The sequence below is a fragment of the Marinobacter sp. ST-43 genome (assembly GCF_030541085.1).
GTDB lineage: Bacteria > Pseudomonadota > Gammaproteobacteria > Pseudomonadales > Oleiphilaceae > Marinobacter > Marinobacter nauticus.
Map to the genome: position 1 here is coordinate 125,051 of NZ_JASSVO010000001.1, position 17,032 is coordinate 142,082.

Consider the following 17,032-nt stretch of genomic DNA (forward strand, 5'->3'; position numbering starts at 1 on the left):
CAGAGGGACAGGATGATTGGCGAAGTTTTGGGTGTACTGAATGGCTGGATAGAGCAGTTCGGGTTGCTATCTGAAGGTTGGCGGGCCGGTGTGCTGGTTTTCCTGCTCGTGCTGGGGACGGCGGCGGTTGCCTATATTGCCAGTCATGTGATTTCTGCGCTGGAGCGCAAATTCGCCAGCACTCATAACCTTTGGGATGATGCTATTCTGCACGCGGTCCGTCGCCCTGTCGTGGCTTTCGTGTGGCTCCAAGGGGTGTATTGGGCTGCCGAAGTGGCTCACCATTTTTCCGAGGCTGAGGTCTTCAAGGCTAACGGAACGTTGCTTCAGATCGGTTTTGTCTGGGTGGTGGTCTGGTTTTTTATTCGGCTGATCAAACAGTTCGAGAATATCCTCACCTCTCCGATCAAGATGCGCAAGCCGATGGATTACACCACGGTCAATGCCATCAGCAAGCTGTCGCGCGCGGTTGTGATTATTACCGCCGCTCTGACCGCCCTGCAAACCCTGGGCTTCAGTATTTCGGGCGTGCTGGCATTTGGTGGTGTCGGGGGCATCGCGGTTGGTTTTGCCGCGAAAGATCTCCTGGCGAACTTTTTCGGTGGTTTCATTATCCATTTGGACCGTCCGTTCAAGGTGGGGGATTGGGTTCGATCCCCGGATCGGAGCATTGAGGGTACGGTTGAGCATATCGGATGGCGACTGACCACCATTCGCACCTTCGACAAGCGCCCGCTTTATGTCCCCAATGCGGCGTTTACCACTATTGCAGTGGAAAACCCATCACGTATGACCAATCGCCGGATCTACGAGACCATCGGCATTCGCTATGCCGATGTGCATTCCATGAAAACCATCGTGGACGAAATCCGGGAGATGCTGAAGAATCATGAAGAGATTGATGCCAACGAGACCTTGATCGTTAATTTTCTGGCGTTTAACTCATCGTCACTGGATATCATGGTGTACACCTTTACCAAAACCACCCAGTGGGTGCGTTTCCATGAGGTGAAGGAAGATGTATTACTGAAAATCAGTGACATCATCGAAAACCATGGCGCCGAGGTGGCCTTCCCGACGCGCACGCTGCATCTGCCGGATGGGGTGCGGGTAGACGGGCGCGATTCCTCAAAGCGTGAGGACTCAAACGACAAGTCCTCGGACAAGGACGCTGATTCCGGAAAATCCGGAAAAAATATCGATCATGATGGCGGTTACGGTGAAGCCGATTCAGATTCCGGAGACGGGGAATGACAGTAACGAATGACAATGTACCGGTAGGCATTATCGGTGGTACGGGGCTGACCAGCCTGAGCAATATCCAGATCACCGGAGAAGAGACAGTGACAACTGCGTGGGGTGAGCCCTCCTCCACGCTGGTGCGGGGGCAACTAGGTGATCAGCCTGTTATCTTTCTCGCGCGTCATGGTAACCCGCACCGGATTCCGCCCCATCAGGTCAATTACCGGGCCAACATTCAGGCGTTGCATGATGCCGGCGCTCGGGTGCTGGTGGGTGTAAACGCGGTTGGTGGCATACATGCCAATATGGGGCCGGCCCACATCGTGATCCCGGATCAACTGATCGACTACACCTGGGGCCGGGCCAGCACTTTCTTCGAAGGCGAGCTGGAGGAAGTTACACACATTGATTTTACCTGGCCCTACGATCAGGAAGCGCGTCAGGTGTTGATTGATGCTGCTCGCGCGGCGTCGCTGTCATTTTCCGGGTTTGGCGTCTATGGCGCGACGCAGGGGCCCAGGCTGGAGACGGCGGCGGAAATCCGCAGGATGGAGCGGGATGGCTGTGACATCGTTGGTATGACCGGCATGCCCGAGGCAGTGCTGGCGGCAGAGCTGGGCTTGCGGTACGTCAGCCTCGGGCTGGTGGTGAACTGGGCTGCGGGTAAAACCGACCACATTATTACCATGGCCGAGATTGAAGAAGCGATTGCCCAGGGCATGTCCGGCGTTCGGCAGATTCTGGAGCGTTCAATGGCAAGTCTGGGGCAGCTTGCGCTTACCCCTCAATCTTCTTGAAGAAAACCAGGACGCCGACGGTGGGGGAGTCGATGAAGTGGATTTCCTCACTGCGCATCCGCCGCGTTTCACGAATCCAGGTCACCAGTTCTACTGGTGCCGGACGGAGTTGGTAAGCGGTACCGGTGCCTTCTGATGCTGAACCACCGGTTTCGCTATCAAGTGTATTGCCAGAGTCCTGATCGGAAAACTCCGCAACCGCTTCGGTCTGAGGCGGTGTTTCAGGCTCTGCCGGCACAGCCTCGGGATCGTCGCTGACGGCCCAGTGGTTAAGCTGCACATTAACGTGCAGGTAGCGCTGGCGGTCAATGGTGATCTGGCCTTCCACCGCTCGTTGGCCAGACTCGGCCAGCCAGTCACCGATTGCGACACGCAGAGGTTCGCCCTCGTAGTCGGGCGGAAAGGCTTCATACCAGCCGGCACTCGCCAGTACCCGGTAGTTACCGCTTCGCTCGAGCCGGTTGGCCGCCTCGCCCAGGTGCAGTTGGTTGCGGGGTATCAGGTTGAGTTCGGTTACCCGCTCCCCGGATTCCTGCTCCACCCAAAGGGTTTTGCCGGCCTCTTCGACAGGTTCCACCGACTTGTTCGCCATCTGCTCTTCAATGCCGGCCGGGTCCACCAGACGCTGTAAAATCACCAGCTCTGCCCGGTAGTAGTCGTTCGGGACATTGCCTGAAGCGCCCTGGGCCCACAGGGTTGCCGGTGTGAATGCAACTGAGGCGAACAGCGCGGCACTGGCCAGGGTTTGCCGGGAGCATAAAATGTGAGCTTGCAAGGGCGTTACTCCACCTGAATCCTTTTTTGTCATGATGCCTTTGCCGGGGCCTTGTCGGGCGCCAGTTCTTCGAGCATCGCTGCGATGGCGTCGAGTTTACCATCGGTTGAGTCATCATTCAGCCGGAAGCGAAAGCTGTTGGCGCCTTCGAGCCGGTATCGATCCGGAGCGGATTGCACTTTTTTAACCAGTTCGAGAGGGTCGACCGGTGTCGTTGCCCCGAACTCAAGCCGCACCCATTCCTTGCCGGCATCCACTTTCACGATGCCCAGAGTCTCTGCCTGCAAGCGTAGCTGTGCCTGGCGCATGAGGTTCTTGGCCGGGGGCGGTAATAATCCGAAGCGGTCAATCATCTCAACCTGAAGTTCTTTTAATGCCTCACGATCCTTCACGCTGGCAATACGCTTGTACAGCATCAGGCGGTTGTGGACATCTGGCAGGTAGTCGTCGGGAATCAGGGCCGGAATGCGCAGGTTCATTTCGGTGCCGTGGCTGAGAGGCAGCTCGGCGTTGGGCGTGCGGCCGTCGCGAATCGCTTTTACGGCTTCGTCCAGCAGCTGCATGTAGAGGGTAAAGCCGATGCTTTCGATCTGACCGCTCTGTTCTTCACCCAGCAGCTCGCCAGCGCCCCGGATTTCCAGGTCGTGGGTGGCCAGCATGAAGCCTGCGCCCAGGTCCTGGGATTCGGAAATCGCATCCAGTCGCTTCCTTGCATCGGCGGAAATGGCCTTTGGCGGTGGTGTCAGCAGATAGGCGTACGCCTGGTGATGAGACCTGCCCACGCGACCCCGAAGCTGGTGCAGCTGCGCCAGGCCAAATTTGTCTGCCCGTTCAATAATAATGGTGTTGGCGCTGGGGATGTCGATGCCGGTTTCCACAATAGTGGTGCACACCAGTACGTTGAAACGCTTGTGGTAGAAATCCGACATGATCTGTTCCAGCTGGCGCTCGCGCATCTGGCCGTGTGCCACACCCACCCGCGCCTCCGGAATCAGTTTGCGCAGATCTTCCGCGGTTTTCTCGATGGTGGCGACATCATTGTGCAGGAAATAGACCTGACCGCCCCGCAGGATTTCCCGCAGAATCGCTTCTTTCACCATGGCGTCGTCGCGCTGGCGCACAAAGGTTTTCACCGACAGCCGGCGGGCTGGTGGGGTCGCGATAATGGACAGGTCGCGCAGGTGGCCCATAGCCATGTTCAGGGTTCTGGGAATCGGTGTGGCGGTGAGGGTCAGCATATCCACCTCGGCCCGCAGGGATTTCAGTTTTTCCTTCTGCTGAACGCCAAACCGGTGTTCTTCGTCGATAATCACCAGCCCCAGATTCTTGAAGTTGATATCGCCTTGCAGAAGCTTGTGGGTGCCAATGACGATATCTGCCTTGCCTTCCTCTATGGCAGTGATGGCCTTGCTGGTCTGGCTGCCGCTGCGGAAGCGACTCAGAAGCTCTACAGTTACCGGCGTATCCGAGAACCGGTCACGGAACGACTCGTAATGTTGCTGGGCCAGAAGAGTAGTGGGCACCAGCACGGCCACCTGTTTGCCAGACCAGGTGGCCAGAAAAGCCGCGCGCATGGCGACTTCGGTTTTACCGAAGCCGACATCGCCGCATACCAGCCGGTCCATCGGGCGTTCGCTCGTCATATCCTCGAACACCGATTCGATGGCCACCTGCTGGTCCGGCGTCTCCTCAAACGGGAAGCCGGCAGCAAAGGTCCGATAGGCCTCTTTCGGGTCCTCAAACTGGAAGCCTTTCCGGGCTTCCCGGCGGGCGTAAACATCCAGCAGTTCTGCGGCGGTGTCGCGGATTTTTTCCAGCGCTTTTTGCTTGGCGTTGCTCCAGCGTTCTGTTCCGAGCTTGTGGAGCGGTGCGTGTTCCTCATCGGTGCCGGCGTAACGGGAAATCAGGTGCAGGCTGGACACCGGTACATAGAGTTTGGAGCCGCCGGCGTATTCCAGGGTCAGGAATTCGTCGGATTGGCCGCCGGCGGTGAGTGTCTCCAGCCCCTTGTAGCGCCCTACGCCATGGTCGATATGCACGACCGGTGCGCCAATTCTCAGTTCAGACAGGTCCCGGTAGCCGGCATCGTCGGTTTCGGTTGGTTTCTGGCGCCGGCGACGCTGCAGCACCCGCTCGCCAAACAACGCCGTTTCGGTAATCAGTGCCAGATTCTGGCCGGGCAACACCATGCCCTGTTCCAGTGGGGCAATGGTGATGGCCAGAGTGGTGCTCTCGTTTTCGAGGAATTCCGACCAGCTCTGCACGGTTGCCAGCTTGAGCTTGTGATCGGCCAGGTTGTCAATCAGCGCCTCCCGGCGCCCGGACGATTCAGCACAGATCAGGATGCGCCCGTGGAACTCCTGGATGAACCGTTTGAGACGCCCTGCCGGATCAGCGGCGCGCCCGTCCATGGCGACATCCGGGAGAGATTCGGTACCGCAGTTGCTGGCGCCCGCGCCGTCTTCGGCCTGACTGCTGCAGGTAATGCGGGGGTAGTGTTTGAGTTGCCCGAACACTTCATCCGGCTGCAGAAACAGCTCGGAGGGGGGCAGAATAGGGCGCAGGCGATCGTGACGGCGGTCTTCGTAACGGGCCCGGGTTTCCGCATCAAAGGCATTGACGGCATCATTGAGACCGTTGGCGGTGAATACCAGGGTGCTGCCCGGCAGATAATCAAACAGCGTGGCGGTTTCATCGAAAAACAGTGGAAGATAGTACTCAATGCCAGGCGGTGTGATGCCGTGGGTAACATCCTGGTAAACCGGCGCGTCTTTGTCGGCATTGGGGAAGTATTCAAACCAGCGATTGCGAAAGCCTGAGCGGGCTTCCTTGTGCCAGGGAAATTCGTTGGCTGGCAGAAGTTCGATGCGTTCGGTTTTATCGATGGATCTCTGGGTTTCCGGGTCAAAGGTCCGGAGGGTTTCGATTTCGTCATCGAACAGATCAATGCGGTAGGGCAGGTTAGAGCCCATGGGGTAAATGTCGAGGATGGCCCCCCGTACCGCATACTCGCCGTGTTCATACACGTTGTCGGTATGATGATAACCGGCTGCCTCCAGTTGCATTCGCCAGCTGTCGATATCCAGGGTCTGGCCCACTTCCAGCAGCAGGGTATTACCCTGCAGATAGCTCGGGGGGGCAAGCCGGTGCATCAGGGTGCGTGCCGGTACTACCAGAATGCCGTGGCGTGTGCCGGGTAACCGGTGCAGGGAGCGAATCCGCCTCGAGGTAATGTCCTGGTGTGGCGAAAACAGATCGTAGGGCAGTGTTTCCCAGTCGGGGAGCGACAAAAGCTCAATGCCATCGGAGGAAACGGTGGCGCCGTCTTCATCCGTGGGCAGCCCCAGGAAAAACCGGATGGATTGCTCCAGCTGGATGGCTTCGCTGGTACTTTGGGTGATGACCAGTGTCAGACCTTTGTGGGCGCGGGCGCTCTCGCAGATGGCCAGGGCGTCGGCACAGCCATTCAGTTGCCCCCATTTTCTGTGGTCGGCAGCCTTTTCAGGGGCAGCGGGGGCGATAAGCGGGGCGTGGGCCTGGCCTTTGGTCATGGGGCAAGCGTTCTCCTGAATAAATGCATCATTTGCCGGGGCGGCGCTATTCTATCGCCCGGTTGTGACAGTGTCATGGTCGGGGCAGACAAACGGCTATTTGCCGTATCGCCTTTTAAGTTGGATAATGTGCGCCCCAAATTATTTCCAGTGCTATACGAGGTTCCAACCGTGAGTCACGAACAGATCAACCAGCACCTGTCCAACTGGACTGACCGGGAGTCTACCGCAGAAGCGATGATCCCGTTGATCGGCCGCCTGTACCGTAAAAACAACGTTGTTACGTCCGTATACGGCCGTGCGATCATCAACCAGTCTGTTATCGATATCATCCGCGCCCATCGTTTTGTGCGTCAGGTTGAGGACAGCGAGCTGTCTGTTCACGATACGCTGCCCATTCTCGAGGCGATGGACAAGCTGGAGCTTGGCCGCGCTCACGTGGATATTGGCAAGCTGGCGGTCAAATTCAAGGCAGAGGGCGGTGACCTCACCGAGTTCCTGAAAAAGGAAATCGGCCCGGTGGTTGGCAAGTACGCCGAAGAGGCGGCCAAGGATGCCAAGGAAGAAACGAAGGATGTGGTGCTTTACGGCTTTGGCCGGATCGGCCGACTGCTGGCGCGGATCCTGGTTGAAAAGGCCGGTGGCGGCAACAACCTGCGCCTGCGTGCGATCGTTGTCCGCCAGGGTGGTGCTGACAACGATCTGGAAAAGCGTGCCAGCCTGCTGCGTCGTGACTCCGTGCATGGTCCTTTCGATGGCACCATCACGGTCGATGCCGAGAACTCTGCGCTGATCGCCAACGGCAACTTTATCAAGGTGATCTACTCCGATGGTCCGGACAAGGTGGACTACACCGAGTACGGCATCAACAACGCCATCGTGGTCGACAATACCGGTAAGTGGCGCGATGAAGCGGGCCTGGGCCTGCATCTGAAGTCCAAGGGTGTCAGTCGAGTGATTCTGACTGCGCCGGGCAAGGGCGACATCAAGAACATCGTTTATGGCATCAACAACGACTGGATCACCGACGAAGACAAGATCCTGTCTGCTGCTTCCTGTACCACCAACGCCATCACTCCGGTACTGAAGGCCATCAATGACGAGTACGGTATTGAGGATGGTCACGTTGAAACCGTTCACTCCTACACCAACGACCAGAACCTGATCGACAACTACCACAAGGGCAGTCGTCGTGGCCGCAGCGCCCCGTTGAACATGGTTATTACCGAAACCGGCGCGGCCAAAGCCGTTGCCAAAGCACTGCCGGAGCTGAAAGGCAAGCTGAGCGGTAATGCTATCCGGGTGCCGACACCGAACGTGTCCATGGCGATCCTGAATCTGAACCTGAAAAGCGATGTGGATGCCGAGCAGGTAAACGAATATCTGCGCGATATGGCGCTTCACTCCGAGCTGCAGAAGCAGATCGACTTTGTGAACTCTCCGGAAGTGGTTTCCACCGATTTCGTGGGCTCCCGTCATGCCGGTATCGTCGATGCCCAGGCTACCATCGCCAATGGCAAGCGTTTGATCCTGTACGTGTGGTACGACAACGAATTCGGCTACAGCGCCCAGGTTGTGCGTTGTGTGAACCAGATGGCCGGCGTAACCTATCCGATCTTCCCGAAGCGCGCCCGCGACTAAAGTCGTAGGCCGGTCTCGGCAGTTGATTGACAGAAAGCCCCGGTAGCGCCAGCTGCCGGGGTTTTTTGTTACTTCGGCCGTACAAAACCATTTTTGTTACCGGTGGAAATAGGTTTCCTTAATCTCTATAATTGGCGCGATTTTGGGTATGTCTGGCACCCCGTTTCTCATCTTTTCCTGCGTCAAATGGCAAACAGCAGCAACTGCTATGGCATTTGAACCTCAAGGTGCAGCCGTTCGGCGCAATCCGGACAGGAAACCAGGGTCGCAGGGGCCGGGCGTTACAAATCCACAGAAACAGTTTCTGATGATTGGATGAGGCTAATGATCAAGATCAAAAAAGGCCTGGATCTTCCCATCAGCGGCGCTCCCGAACAGACCATTACAGATGGCAAGCCGATTCGCCACGTGGCATTGATCGGTTTTGACTATCACGGCATGAAGCCGACCATGGCTGTGAAAGAGGGAGACCGTGTCAAGCGCGGTACGCTGCTGTTCACGGACAAGAAGACCGAGGGCGTTCGTTATACTTCACCAGCCGCAGGCGTGGTGAAAGAAATCAATCGCGGTGAGCGTCGTGTATTCCAGTCTGTTGTTATCGAAATCGATGGCAACGATGCGGAAACCTATGCCCGTTACAACGATTCGGACCTTGCCGGCCTGGAACGCCAGCAGGTGGTCGACAACCTGGTAGAGTCCGGCCTGTGGACAGCTTTCCGCACGCGGCCATACAGCAAGGTTCCGGAAATCGATTCCGCACCGAATTCCATTTTCGTGTCTGTGATGGACACCAACCCCCTGGCGGCAGACCCCACCGTTATCATCGGCGAGAACAGCAAGGCTTTTGAAAAAGGCCTGACCATCATCTCCCGCCTGACCAACGGCAAGGTATTTGTAACCGGCAAGCCCGGCGCGAATGTTTCTGTGCCCAAGGCCGACAATATCGAAGTACACCAGTTTGACGGTGTGCACCCGGCCGGCAACGTAGGTACCCATATCCATCACCTGGATCCGGTATCTGCCAGCAAAACTGTCTGGTCCATCAACTACCAGGACGTTATCGACATCGCCAAGCTGTTCGAAACCGGTGAAGTGCCGGTAGAGCGCATTGTGGCGATTGCTGGCCCGAAAGCCTCCAAGCCCCGCCTGGTTCGTACCCGTCTGGGTGCCAGCCTGCAGGAGTTGCTGGACGGCGAAGTGGCGACTGACTGTCAGGTTCGTGCTATTTCCGGTTCTGTGTTTGGTGGCCGTCGCGGCGAAGGCCCCTGCGCCTACCTAGGCCGCTTTGCCAACCAGGTAAGCGTGCTGGAAGAGCAGAGCAAGCGTGAGTTCATGGGTTGGTTGTCTCCGGGCCCCAACAAGTTCTCGGTGCTGAATATCTATCTGTCCAAGCTTAACCCGGGCAAGCTGTTCAACTTTACCACCACCACCAATGGCAGTGAGCGAGCCATGGTGCCGGTAGGTGCGTATGAACAGGTTATGCCGCTGGATATCCTGCCAACCCAGCTGCTGCGCGCACTGATTGTGGGCGATACCGAAATGGCACAGAAACTGGGTGCCCTGGAGCTGGATGAAGAAGATCTGGCGCTGTGCACCTTCGTGTGCCCCGGCAAATATGAATACGGTCCGATTCTCCGCGAGAACCTGACCCGAATCGAGATCGAGGGCTAATACGATGGCAATCCGACAGTTTCTCGATGGAATCGAGCATCACTTTGAAAAAGGCGGCAAGTACGAGCGCTGGTACGCCCTGTACGAAGCCGTTGATACAATTTTCTACTCGCCTGCGAGCGTAACCAAGACCACCTCCCATGTGCGTGATGGCGTAGACCTCAAGCGCATCATGATCACTGTGTGGCTGTGTACCTTCCCGGCCATGTTCTTCGGTATGTGGAACATCGGTTTCCAGGCCAACAGCTTCCTGGCAGAAAATGCCGGCGCCCAGATTGCCGACGGCGGCCTGCGTGAAGCCTTCATTACCGCCCTGGCGGTAACCGGAGCCGGAGCCGGCCTTTGGGATAACTTCGTCTATGGCCTGGCGTATTTCGTGCCCATCTACGCGGTTACCTTCATTGTGGGTGGTTTCTGGGAAGTCCTGTTTGCCACCGTGCGCAAGCACGAAGTGAACGAAGGCTTCTTTGTGACCTCCGTACTGTTTGCACTGATCTGCCCGCCCACCATCCCGCTGTGGCAGGTGGCCCTGGGTATCACCTTCGGTGTGGTGATCGGTAAGGAAGTGTTCGGCGGTACCGGCAAGAACTTCCTGAACCCGGCCCTGACCGGTCGTGCCTTCCTGTACTTCGCCTATCCGGCGCAGATTTCCGGCGACACCGTCTGGACTGCGGTTGACGGCTTCAGTGGCGCGACGGCGCTGAGCTGGGCCGCCAGTGGTGGTCTGGAAGCTCTGGAAGCTCAAATTGGCTGGATGAGCGCCTTCATGGGCACCATTCAGGGCTCGATGGGTGAGACCTCGACACTGGCCATTCTGATTGGTGGCCTGATCCTGTTGGCCATGAAGATTGCCTCCTATCGCATCGTCGGAGGTGTGTTGATCGGTATGATCGGCATGTCGCTGCTGCTAAACATCATAGGTTCCGAGACCAATCCGATGTTCGCGGTTCCGGCGCATTGGCATCTGGTCATGGGCGGGTTTGCCTTTGGCATGATGTTCATGGCGACGGATCCGGTGTCCGCCGCGATGACTGACACGGGTCGCTGGTGTTTCGGTATTCTGGTAGGCGTGATGACTGTGCTGATCCGCGTGATCAATCCGGCGTTCCCGGAAGGCATCATGCTTGCCATCCTGTTCGCAAACCTGTTCGGGCCATTGATGGACCATTACGTGGTTCAGGCCAACATCAAACGGAGGCTTGCTCGTGGCTAAAGCTAAAGAAACCGTCTCCCGCACGCTGATCGTTGCGCTGGTGCTGAGTATCGTGTTCTCTGTCGTGGTATCCACCGCGGCGGTCATGCTCAGACCTGCCCAGGTCAAGAATCAGCATCTTGATATGACAACGAACATTCTCTCTGCCGCAGGTATGCTGGATCAAGGCGATACTGCAGAGCAGATTTTGCAGAAATTCGAGAGTTTCGATGTTCGCCTGGTGGATTTGGATACTGGTAAATTTGTAAAGCCTTCCGCCGTTGGTGTTGCTGAGCCCATGAAATATGATATGTACAAGGCTGCCTCGGACCCTCAGTTGTCTACGGATATTCCTTCCTCGGAAGACAAGGCTGGCATCAAGCGCCGGCCGAATGTTGCCAGGGTGTATACGCTGAGCGAGAACGGAGAGCTAGTGCGTGTGGTACTGCCAATTCATGGTTATGGCCTCTGGTCTACATTGTATGGCTTCATTTCGCTGGAAGGTGATTTGAACACCATTGAAGGGCTTGGCTTTTACTCCCACGCCGAAACTCCGGGCCTCGGTGGGGAGGTAGACAATCCACGCTGGAAGTCGCAGTGGGTGGGGAAGAAAGTTTATGATGGTGATCGCACTGAACCGCAGATCAAACTGGTTAAAGGTGGCGTAAACGTTGATGCAAAAAAAAGGCAGCATAAAGTGGATGCTCTGTCCGGGGCAACGTTGACCAGTCGCGGCGTTGAGCAACTGGTTAACTACTGGATGGGCGACCGCGGATACGCGCCGTTCCTGCAAAAACTTCGTGAAGGGGAGGTCTGATCATGGCAGATGCATCAGCCAAACAGGTTCTCTTCGAACCGATCTTCAGCAATAACCCGATTGCCCTGCAGATCCTGGGGATCTGTTCAGCGCTGGCGGTTACCACCAGCATGAACGTTACACTTGTTATGTGCGCGGCGGTTATTGCCGTTACCGCATTTTCCAACCTGGCCGTGTCCCTGGTACGCACCCAGATTCCGGGCAGTATCCGGATCATCGTGCAGATGACCATTATCGCCTCCCTGGTAATCGTGGTTGACCAGGTGCTCAAGGCCTATGCCTACGAGATTTCCAAGCAGCTCTCAGTGTTCGTTGGTCTGATTATCACCAACTGCATCGTTATGGGCCGCGCGGAAGGCTTTGCCATGAAGAACGGCCCCTGGCTGAGCTTCCTGGACGGCGTTGGTAACGGTCTGGGCTACTCGGTACTCCTGATCTTCGTTGCCTTCTTCCGTGAATTGCTGGGCGCCGGCTCACTGTTCGGTGTCTCCCTGATGCCGGTGGTGAACGAAGGTGGCTGGTACATTCCTAACGGCTTGTTGCTGCTGCCGCCGAGTGCGTTCTTTATTATCGGCCTGGCGATCTGGGGTCTGCGGACCTGGAAGCCGGAGCAGGTTGAAGAGCCGGACTATAAAATGTCTCGCCATGTCGCCAAGGAGGCCTTCTGATGGAGCATTATATCAGCTTGATTCTGAAGGCTGTTTTTGTTGAAAACATGGCGCTGGCCTTCTTCCTGGGGATGTGTACCTTCCTGGCCATCTCCAAGAAGATCGAGGCCGCAACCGGTCTTGGCATTGCCGTGGTGGTCGTGCTGACGGTCACCGTTCCGGTGAACAACCTTCTGTACAACAGCGTTCTGCGCGAAGGCTCCCTGGATTGGGCTGGCCTGCCGAACGTAGACCTGAGCTTTCTCGGATTGCTGACGTATATCGGGGTAATCGCGGCGATTGTTCAGATCATGGAAATGGTACTGGACAAGTATATCCCGGCGCTCTATGCCGCTCTGGGTGTGTTCCTGCCACTGATTACAGTGAACTGCGCCATTCTGGGTGCCTCGCTGTTCATGGTGGAGCGTGACTACACCTTCGGCGAGAGTGTGGTGTATGGCTTCGGCGCCGGCCTTGGCTGGGCCCTGGCCATCATTGCTCTGGCGGGTATCCGTGAAAAGCTCAAGTACAGCGATGTTCCGAACGGACTGCGTGGCCTTGGCATCACCTTCATTACCGTTGGTCTGATGTCACTGGGTTTCATGTCGTTCTCCGGCATCTCACTGTAATTCACCCGGTGATTCGGTTTAACGAAAAGGCGAGACCATGAATACAGAAATTATTCTCGGCGTGGTCATGTTCACCGTTATCGTTCTGGCGCTGGTTGCGGTTATCCTCGCAGCCCGCTCCAAGCTGGTAAGCACCGGTGACGTGACCATTGAGATCAACGACGACCCCGAGCACACGCTCAAGACCGCCGCGGGCGGTAAGCTGCTGGGTACTCTGGCCAACAGCGGCATCTACCTGTCCTCTGCCTGTGGCGGTGGCGGTACCTGTGCCCAGTGCAAGTGCAAGGTTCTGGACGGCGGTGGCGCCATGCTGCCCACGGAAAAGACCCACTTCACTAATCGTGAAGAAAAAGAAGGCTGGCGCCTGTCTTGCCAGGTTCCTGTGAAGCAGGACATGAAGATCGAAGTGCCTGAAGAGTTCTTCGGTGTGAAGAAGTGGGAATGTGAGGTTATCTCCAACCACAACGTGGCCACCTTCATCAAGGAACTGGTACTGAAGTTGCCTGAAGGCGAGGAAGTAGACTTCCGCGCCGGCGGTTACGTGCAGCTGGAATGCCCTCCGTACGAAATCAACTTCAAGGATTTCGACATCGAGGAAGAGTTCCACGAGGACTGGGACAAGCACGATATCTGGCGCTACAAGGGCGTGAACAAGGAAGAAACCATCCGGGCCTATTCCATGGCGAACTACCCGGAAGAAAAAGGTCTTCTCAAGTTCAACATCCGTATCGCTACGCCGCCTCCTGGAACTGATCATCCGCCAGGTATCATGTCCACTTACGTGTTCAACCTGAAGCCGGGTGACAAGGTCACCGTCATGGGACCGTTTGGTGAGTTCTTCGCCAAGGATACCGATGCGGAAATGGTGTTTATCGGTGGTGGTGCCGGTATGGCGCCCATGCGCTCCCACATCTTCGACCAGCTCAAGCGCCTGAACTCCAAGCGCAAGATCAGCTTCTGGTACGGTGCGCGTAGCGTACGCGAAATGTTCTACGTGGAAGACTTCGACGGTCTGGCTGCAGAGAACGACAACTTCGAGTGGCACGTGGCGCTTTCAGACCCCCTGCCAACCGATGACTGGAACGGCCCTACGGGCTTTATCCACAACGTGTTGTACGAAAACTATCTGAAGGACCATCCGGCTCCGGAAGACTGTGAGTTCTACATGTGTGGACCCCCAATCATGAACGCGTCTGTGATCAAGATGTTGAAAGATCTTGGTGTAGAAGACGAGAACATCATGCTGGATGACTTCGGAGGTTAATCAGACCGCATGACATCCCGCATGTTTCGACCCGCCAGGGTAGCCGTGGTCAGCGTCTTTATGGCGCTGGCTCTGGCCACCCTGGCGGGTTGTTCGTTTCAGGAAGAAGAAAAAGTCTGGGAGATCTCTGGCGGGATTTTCGGGACGACCTATCACATTAACGTCGTATTGCCAGAAGATGAGCAACGGCTTCAGACTCTGGCCAAGGGCATCGAGAGCACGCTGGATCAGGTGGACAATGCCATGTCGACCTGGAAGCCGGATTCCGAGCTGTCTCAACTGAACAGTCTGCGGGACCAGTCGGAGTGGATTGAGCTTTCGCCGGCATTGTTCGAGGTTATCCGGCGGTCAGTCGAGATTGCTGAACTGACGGGTGGGGCGTTCGACGTGACCATTGGCCCGGTAGTGAATCTCTGGGGGTTTGGGCCCAAGGCGCGGCCTGAACAGATACCCTCCGACGATGAACTGAACACCGTACTTGGTGGCACCGGTTGGGAGCACCTGGAGTTCGATGAATTGGCCAGTGCCATTCGCAGCGAGAAGCCCCAGTACATTGATCTGTCGGGTATTGCCAAGGGCTATGGCGTGGATGCGGTGGCCCGTTACCTCGACAGTGAAGGTGTTGGCGCTTACCTTGTGGAAGTGGGCGGCGAAGTGCGTACCAATGGACGCAAGCCGGACGGTACCGCCTGGCGTCTGGCTATTGAGCAACCGATAGAGCAGGGCCGGGCAGTAAATAGTGTGGTGGCGCTGGATGCTCAGGCCATGGCGACGTCCGGCGATTATCGTAACTATTACGAATCGAACGGCCAGCGGTACTCCCATACAATAGACCCTGAGACGGGAAAGCCGATTGGTCATCGACTGGCATCGGTTACGGTTATTGCAGAAGACTGTATGACGGCAGATGCCTTGGCAACCGGCTTTAATGTGATGGGTTTTGACAAGGCCATGGGCTTGGCAACCCGTGAAAACATTCCCGCATTTTTTATTGTGAGGGGAGACAACGGCTTTGAAACCCACCAAACACCGGCGTTCTCGTCTTACCTTGTCCAGTAAAGGAGGGCAGTAATGGGTACCTTTCTTTTGGTGTTGTTTATTGTGGTGCTGCTGATTGCCGGTATGTCGATCGGTGTGATTTTCGGTCGAAAGCCGATCAGCGGAACCTGCGGTGGTATTGGCGCTCTGGGAATCAGTACTTCCTGTGAGATTTGCGGGGGCAATACCCAGAAATGCGAAGAGAGCCGGAGCGGCTCGGATGAGCCAGTAAAAGCGGAAGACCTGGCATACGATGCCACCAAGGCCGACAAATAACCGCTCCAGGCCAACAATACATTAATAACTATAGCTACGCTTTCAGAGTGTAGATAAGGAGTCAGTGCGCGCATGGCAGAGCATCATTACGACGTGGTGGTTATTGGCGCCGGTCCTTCGGGAGAAGGGGCGGCAATGAATGCGGCGAAGCACAACAGGCGCGTCGCCATCATTGAAGACAAGCCTACGGTTGGCGGTAACTGCACCCACTGGGGCACCATTCCGTCCAAGGCACTGCGTCACTCGGTCAAGCAGATCATCACCTTCAACACCAACCAGATGTTCCGGGACATTGGTGAACCGCGCTGGTTCTCTTTTCCGCGGGTATTGCAGAACGCCCAGAAGGTGATTGGCAAACAGGTGAAGCTGCGCACTCAGTTCTATTCCCGTAACCGGGTAGACCTTATCAACGGCCGTGCCGCATTTGTCGACAAGCACCGGTTGGAAATCCGTGGCAACAAGTCTGTGGAAACCATCCATTTCAAACAGGCCATCATTGCCACCGGTTCCCGCCCGTACCTGCCGCCCGATGTCGACTTCCGTCATCATCGGATCTACAACTCAGACTCCATTCTGAATCTGTCCCACACCCCGCGTACCCTGATTATCTACGGTGCCGGTGTCATTGGGTCGGAATACGCCTCTATCTTTGCTGGACTGGGTGTGAAGGTAGACCTGATCAACCCGGGCAGTCGCTTGCTGTCGTTCCTGGATGATGAAATTTCCGATGCCCTGAGTTACCACCTGCGTAACAACGGTGTATTGGTTCGCCACAATGAGCAGTATGAATCCGTGAAAGGTGACGATCACGGCGTTGTACTGTCACTGCAATCCGGCAAGAAGATTCGGGCCGATGCCTTCCTGTGGTGTAATGGCCGTAGCGGCAATACCGAGAATCTGGGGCTTGAGAACGTGGGCCTGACACCGAACAGCCGGGGCCAGCTGGCGGTAGACGAGCATTACCGCACGGAAGTCGAGCATATCTATGCCGCCGGCGATGTGATTGGCTGGCCAAGCCTGGCCAGTGCCGCTTACGACCAGGGGCGGGCGGCCTCGTCTGACATTACCCAGGACGAGTATTTCCGCTTTGTGGACGACGTGCCTACCGGCATTTATACCATTCCGGAAATCAGCTCTGTTGGTAAAACCGAGCGCGAACTGACCGAAGCCAAAGTGCCATACGATGTCGGCCAGGCGTTCTTCAAGGATCTGGCGAGGGCGCAGATTACCGGCGAAGCCGTGGGCATGCTGAAGATTCTGTTCCACCGGGAGACCCGGGAAATTCTGGGGATACACTGCTTTGGTGACCAGGCCGCCGAGATTGTTCACATCGGCCAGGCCATCATGAACCAGGAAGGGGAAGCCAATTCCCTGAACTACTTTATCAACACCACCTTCAACTACCCGACCATGGCGGAAGCCTATCGGGTAGCTGCCCTGAACGGCCTGAATCGGATCTTCTGATCAGGCCGTTGTCCATCAGAGCCTTGCT

At 56.6% G+C, this 17,032-nt stretch carries 14 protein-coding genes; 12 read left to right on the plus strand and 2 right to left on the minus strand.

Annotated features, from left to right (window positions below; all coding sequences use genetic code 11):
• Positions 1 to 12: 12 nt before the first annotated feature.
• Both QPL98_RS00595 and QPL98_RS00600 read left to right on the plus strand, forming a co-directional pair.
• The gene (locus QPL98_RS00595; RefSeq protein ID WP_014421076.1) at positions 13 to 1,254 is read left to right on the plus strand and encodes a mechanosensitive ion channel family protein; all 1,242 of its coding nucleotides are present in this window, start codon (positions 13 to 15) and stop codon (positions 1,252 to 1,254) included.
• Positions 1,251 to 2,039, plus strand: coding sequence for an S-methyl-5'-thioinosine phosphorylase (locus QPL98_RS00600; protein ID WP_023009890.1), 789 nt, complete (start codon positions 1,251 to 1,253; stop codon positions 2,037 to 2,039). Before QPL98_RS00595 ends, QPL98_RS00600 begins: the two co-directional genes overlap by 4 nt.
• Here the strand turns inward: QPL98_RS00600 and QPL98_RS00605 are convergent.
• The gene (locus QPL98_RS00605) at positions 2,020 to 2,814 is read right to left on the minus strand and encodes a CsiV family protein (protein WP_153740433.1); all 795 of its coding nucleotides are present in this window, start codon (positions 2,812 to 2,814) and stop codon (positions 2,020 to 2,022) included. The genes QPL98_RS00600 and QPL98_RS00605 overlap by 20 nt on opposite strands.
• Positions 2,815 to 2,843: 29 nt before the next feature.
• The gene (mfd, locus tag QPL98_RS00610; protein WP_153740432.1) at positions 2,844 to 6,365 is read right to left on the minus strand and encodes a transcription-repair coupling factor; all 3,522 of its coding nucleotides are present in this window, start codon (positions 6,363 to 6,365) and stop codon (positions 2,844 to 2,846) included.
• A gap of 171 nt (positions 6,366 to 6,536) precedes the next feature.
• Here mfd and QPL98_RS00615 point away from each other — a divergent pair, with 171 nt between their 5' ends.
• From QPL98_RS00615 to sthA, 10 genes are all read left to right on the plus strand, one after another.
• A complete protein-coding gene (locus QPL98_RS00615) occupies positions 6,537 to 8,006 on the plus strand; it encodes a glyceraldehyde-3-phosphate dehydrogenase (RefSeq protein WP_014421080.1) in 1,470 nt (489 codons plus the stop codon).
• A 324-nt stretch (positions 8,007 to 8,330) separates the two neighbouring features.
• Complete coding sequence (locus QPL98_RS00620; protein WP_199455816.1) at positions 8,331 to 9,677, plus strand: Na(+)-translocating NADH-quinone reductase subunit A; 1,347 nt, start codon at positions 8,331 to 8,333, stop codon at positions 9,675 to 9,677.
• A gap of 4 nt (positions 9,678 to 9,681) precedes the next feature.
• Complete coding sequence (locus tag QPL98_RS00625) at positions 9,682 to 10,890, plus strand: NADH:ubiquinone reductase (Na(+)-transporting) subunit B (protein WP_303292445.1); 1,209 nt, start codon at positions 9,682 to 9,684, stop codon at positions 10,888 to 10,890.
• Complete coding sequence (locus QPL98_RS00630) at positions 10,883 to 11,686, plus strand: Na(+)-translocating NADH-quinone reductase subunit C (protein WP_053112423.1); 804 nt, start codon at positions 10,883 to 10,885, stop codon at positions 11,684 to 11,686. The genes QPL98_RS00625 and QPL98_RS00630 overlap by 8 nt, the downstream gene beginning before the upstream one ends.
• Before the next feature lie 2 nt (positions 11,687 to 11,688).
• The gene (locus QPL98_RS00635; protein WP_008175066.1) at positions 11,689 to 12,354 is read left to right on the plus strand and encodes an NADH:ubiquinone reductase (Na(+)-transporting) subunit D; all 666 of its coding nucleotides are present in this window, start codon (positions 11,689 to 11,691) and stop codon (positions 12,352 to 12,354) included.
• Complete coding sequence (gene nqrE, locus QPL98_RS00640; protein WP_286897002.1) at positions 12,354 to 12,962, plus strand: NADH:ubiquinone reductase (Na(+)-transporting) subunit E; 609 nt, start codon at positions 12,354 to 12,356, stop codon at positions 12,960 to 12,962. Before QPL98_RS00635 ends, nqrE begins: the two co-directional genes overlap by 1 nt.
• A gap of 37 nt (positions 12,963 to 12,999) precedes the next feature.
• Complete coding sequence (nqrF, locus tag QPL98_RS00645) at positions 13,000 to 14,226, plus strand: NADH:ubiquinone reductase (Na(+)-transporting) subunit F (protein ID WP_011785400.1); 1,227 nt, start codon at positions 13,000 to 13,002, stop codon at positions 14,224 to 14,226.
• Positions 14,227 to 14,235: 9 nt separating this feature from the next.
• A complete protein-coding gene (locus QPL98_RS00650) occupies positions 14,236 to 15,285 on the plus strand; it encodes an FAD:protein FMN transferase (RefSeq protein ID WP_011785399.1) in 1,050 nt (349 codons plus the stop codon).
• Between the two features lie 12 nt (positions 15,286 to 15,297).
• Positions 15,298 to 15,540 carry a (Na+)-NQR maturation NqrM gene (gene nqrM, locus QPL98_RS00655; protein ID WP_011785398.1) on the plus strand — a complete coding sequence of 81 codons (243 nt, stop codon included), beginning with the start codon at positions 15,298 to 15,300 and terminating at the stop codon, positions 15,538 to 15,540.
• Between the two features lie 72 nt (positions 15,541 to 15,612).
• Entirely contained in the window at positions 15,613 to 17,004 is a 1,392-nt protein-coding gene (sthA, locus tag QPL98_RS00660) for a Si-specific NAD(P)(+) transhydrogenase (protein ID WP_011785397.1), read from the plus strand.
• Positions 17,005 to 17,032: the final 28 nt, after the last annotated feature.

Excerpts from the sequence above, each read along its gene's own strand:
- QPL98_RS00620 (WP_199455816.1), top strand. The coding sequence starts at position 8,331 with ATGATCAAGATCAAAAAAGGCCTGGATCTTCCCATCAGCGGCGCTCCC.
- nqrF (WP_011785400.1), top strand. The coding sequence starts at position 13,000 with ATGAATACAGAAATTATTCTCGGCGTGGTCATGTTCACCGTTATCGTT.
- QPL98_RS00595 (WP_014421076.1), top strand. The coding sequence starts at position 13 with ATGATTGGCGAAGTTTTGGGTGTACTGAATGGCTGGATAGAGCAGTTC.
- mfd (WP_153740432.1), bottom strand. The coding sequence starts at position 6,365 with ATGACCAAAGGCCAGGCCCACGCCCCGCTTATCGCCCCCGCTGCCCCT.
- QPL98_RS00635 (WP_008175066.1), top strand. The coding sequence starts at position 11,689 with ATGGCAGATGCATCAGCCAAACAGGTTCTCTTCGAACCGATCTTCAGC.
- sthA (WP_011785397.1), top strand. The coding sequence starts at position 15,613 with ATGGCAGAGCATCATTACGACGTGGTGGTTATTGGCGCCGGTCCTTCG.
- nqrE (WP_286897002.1), top strand. The coding sequence starts at position 12,354 with ATGGAGCATTATATCAGCTTGATTCTGAAGGCTGTTTTTGTTGAAAAC.
- nqrM (WP_011785398.1), top strand. The coding sequence starts at position 15,298 with ATGGGTACCTTTCTTTTGGTGTTGTTTATTGTGGTGCTGCTGATTGCC.
- QPL98_RS00650 (WP_011785399.1), top strand. The coding sequence starts at position 14,236 with ATGACATCCCGCATGTTTCGACCCGCCAGGGTAGCCGTGGTCAGCGTC.
- QPL98_RS00625 (WP_303292445.1), top strand. The coding sequence starts at position 9,682 with ATGGCAATCCGACAGTTTCTCGATGGAATCGAGCATCACTTTGAAAAA.
- QPL98_RS00600 (WP_023009890.1), top strand. The coding sequence starts at position 1,251 with ATGACAGTAACGAATGACAATGTACCGGTAGGCATTATCGGTGGTACG.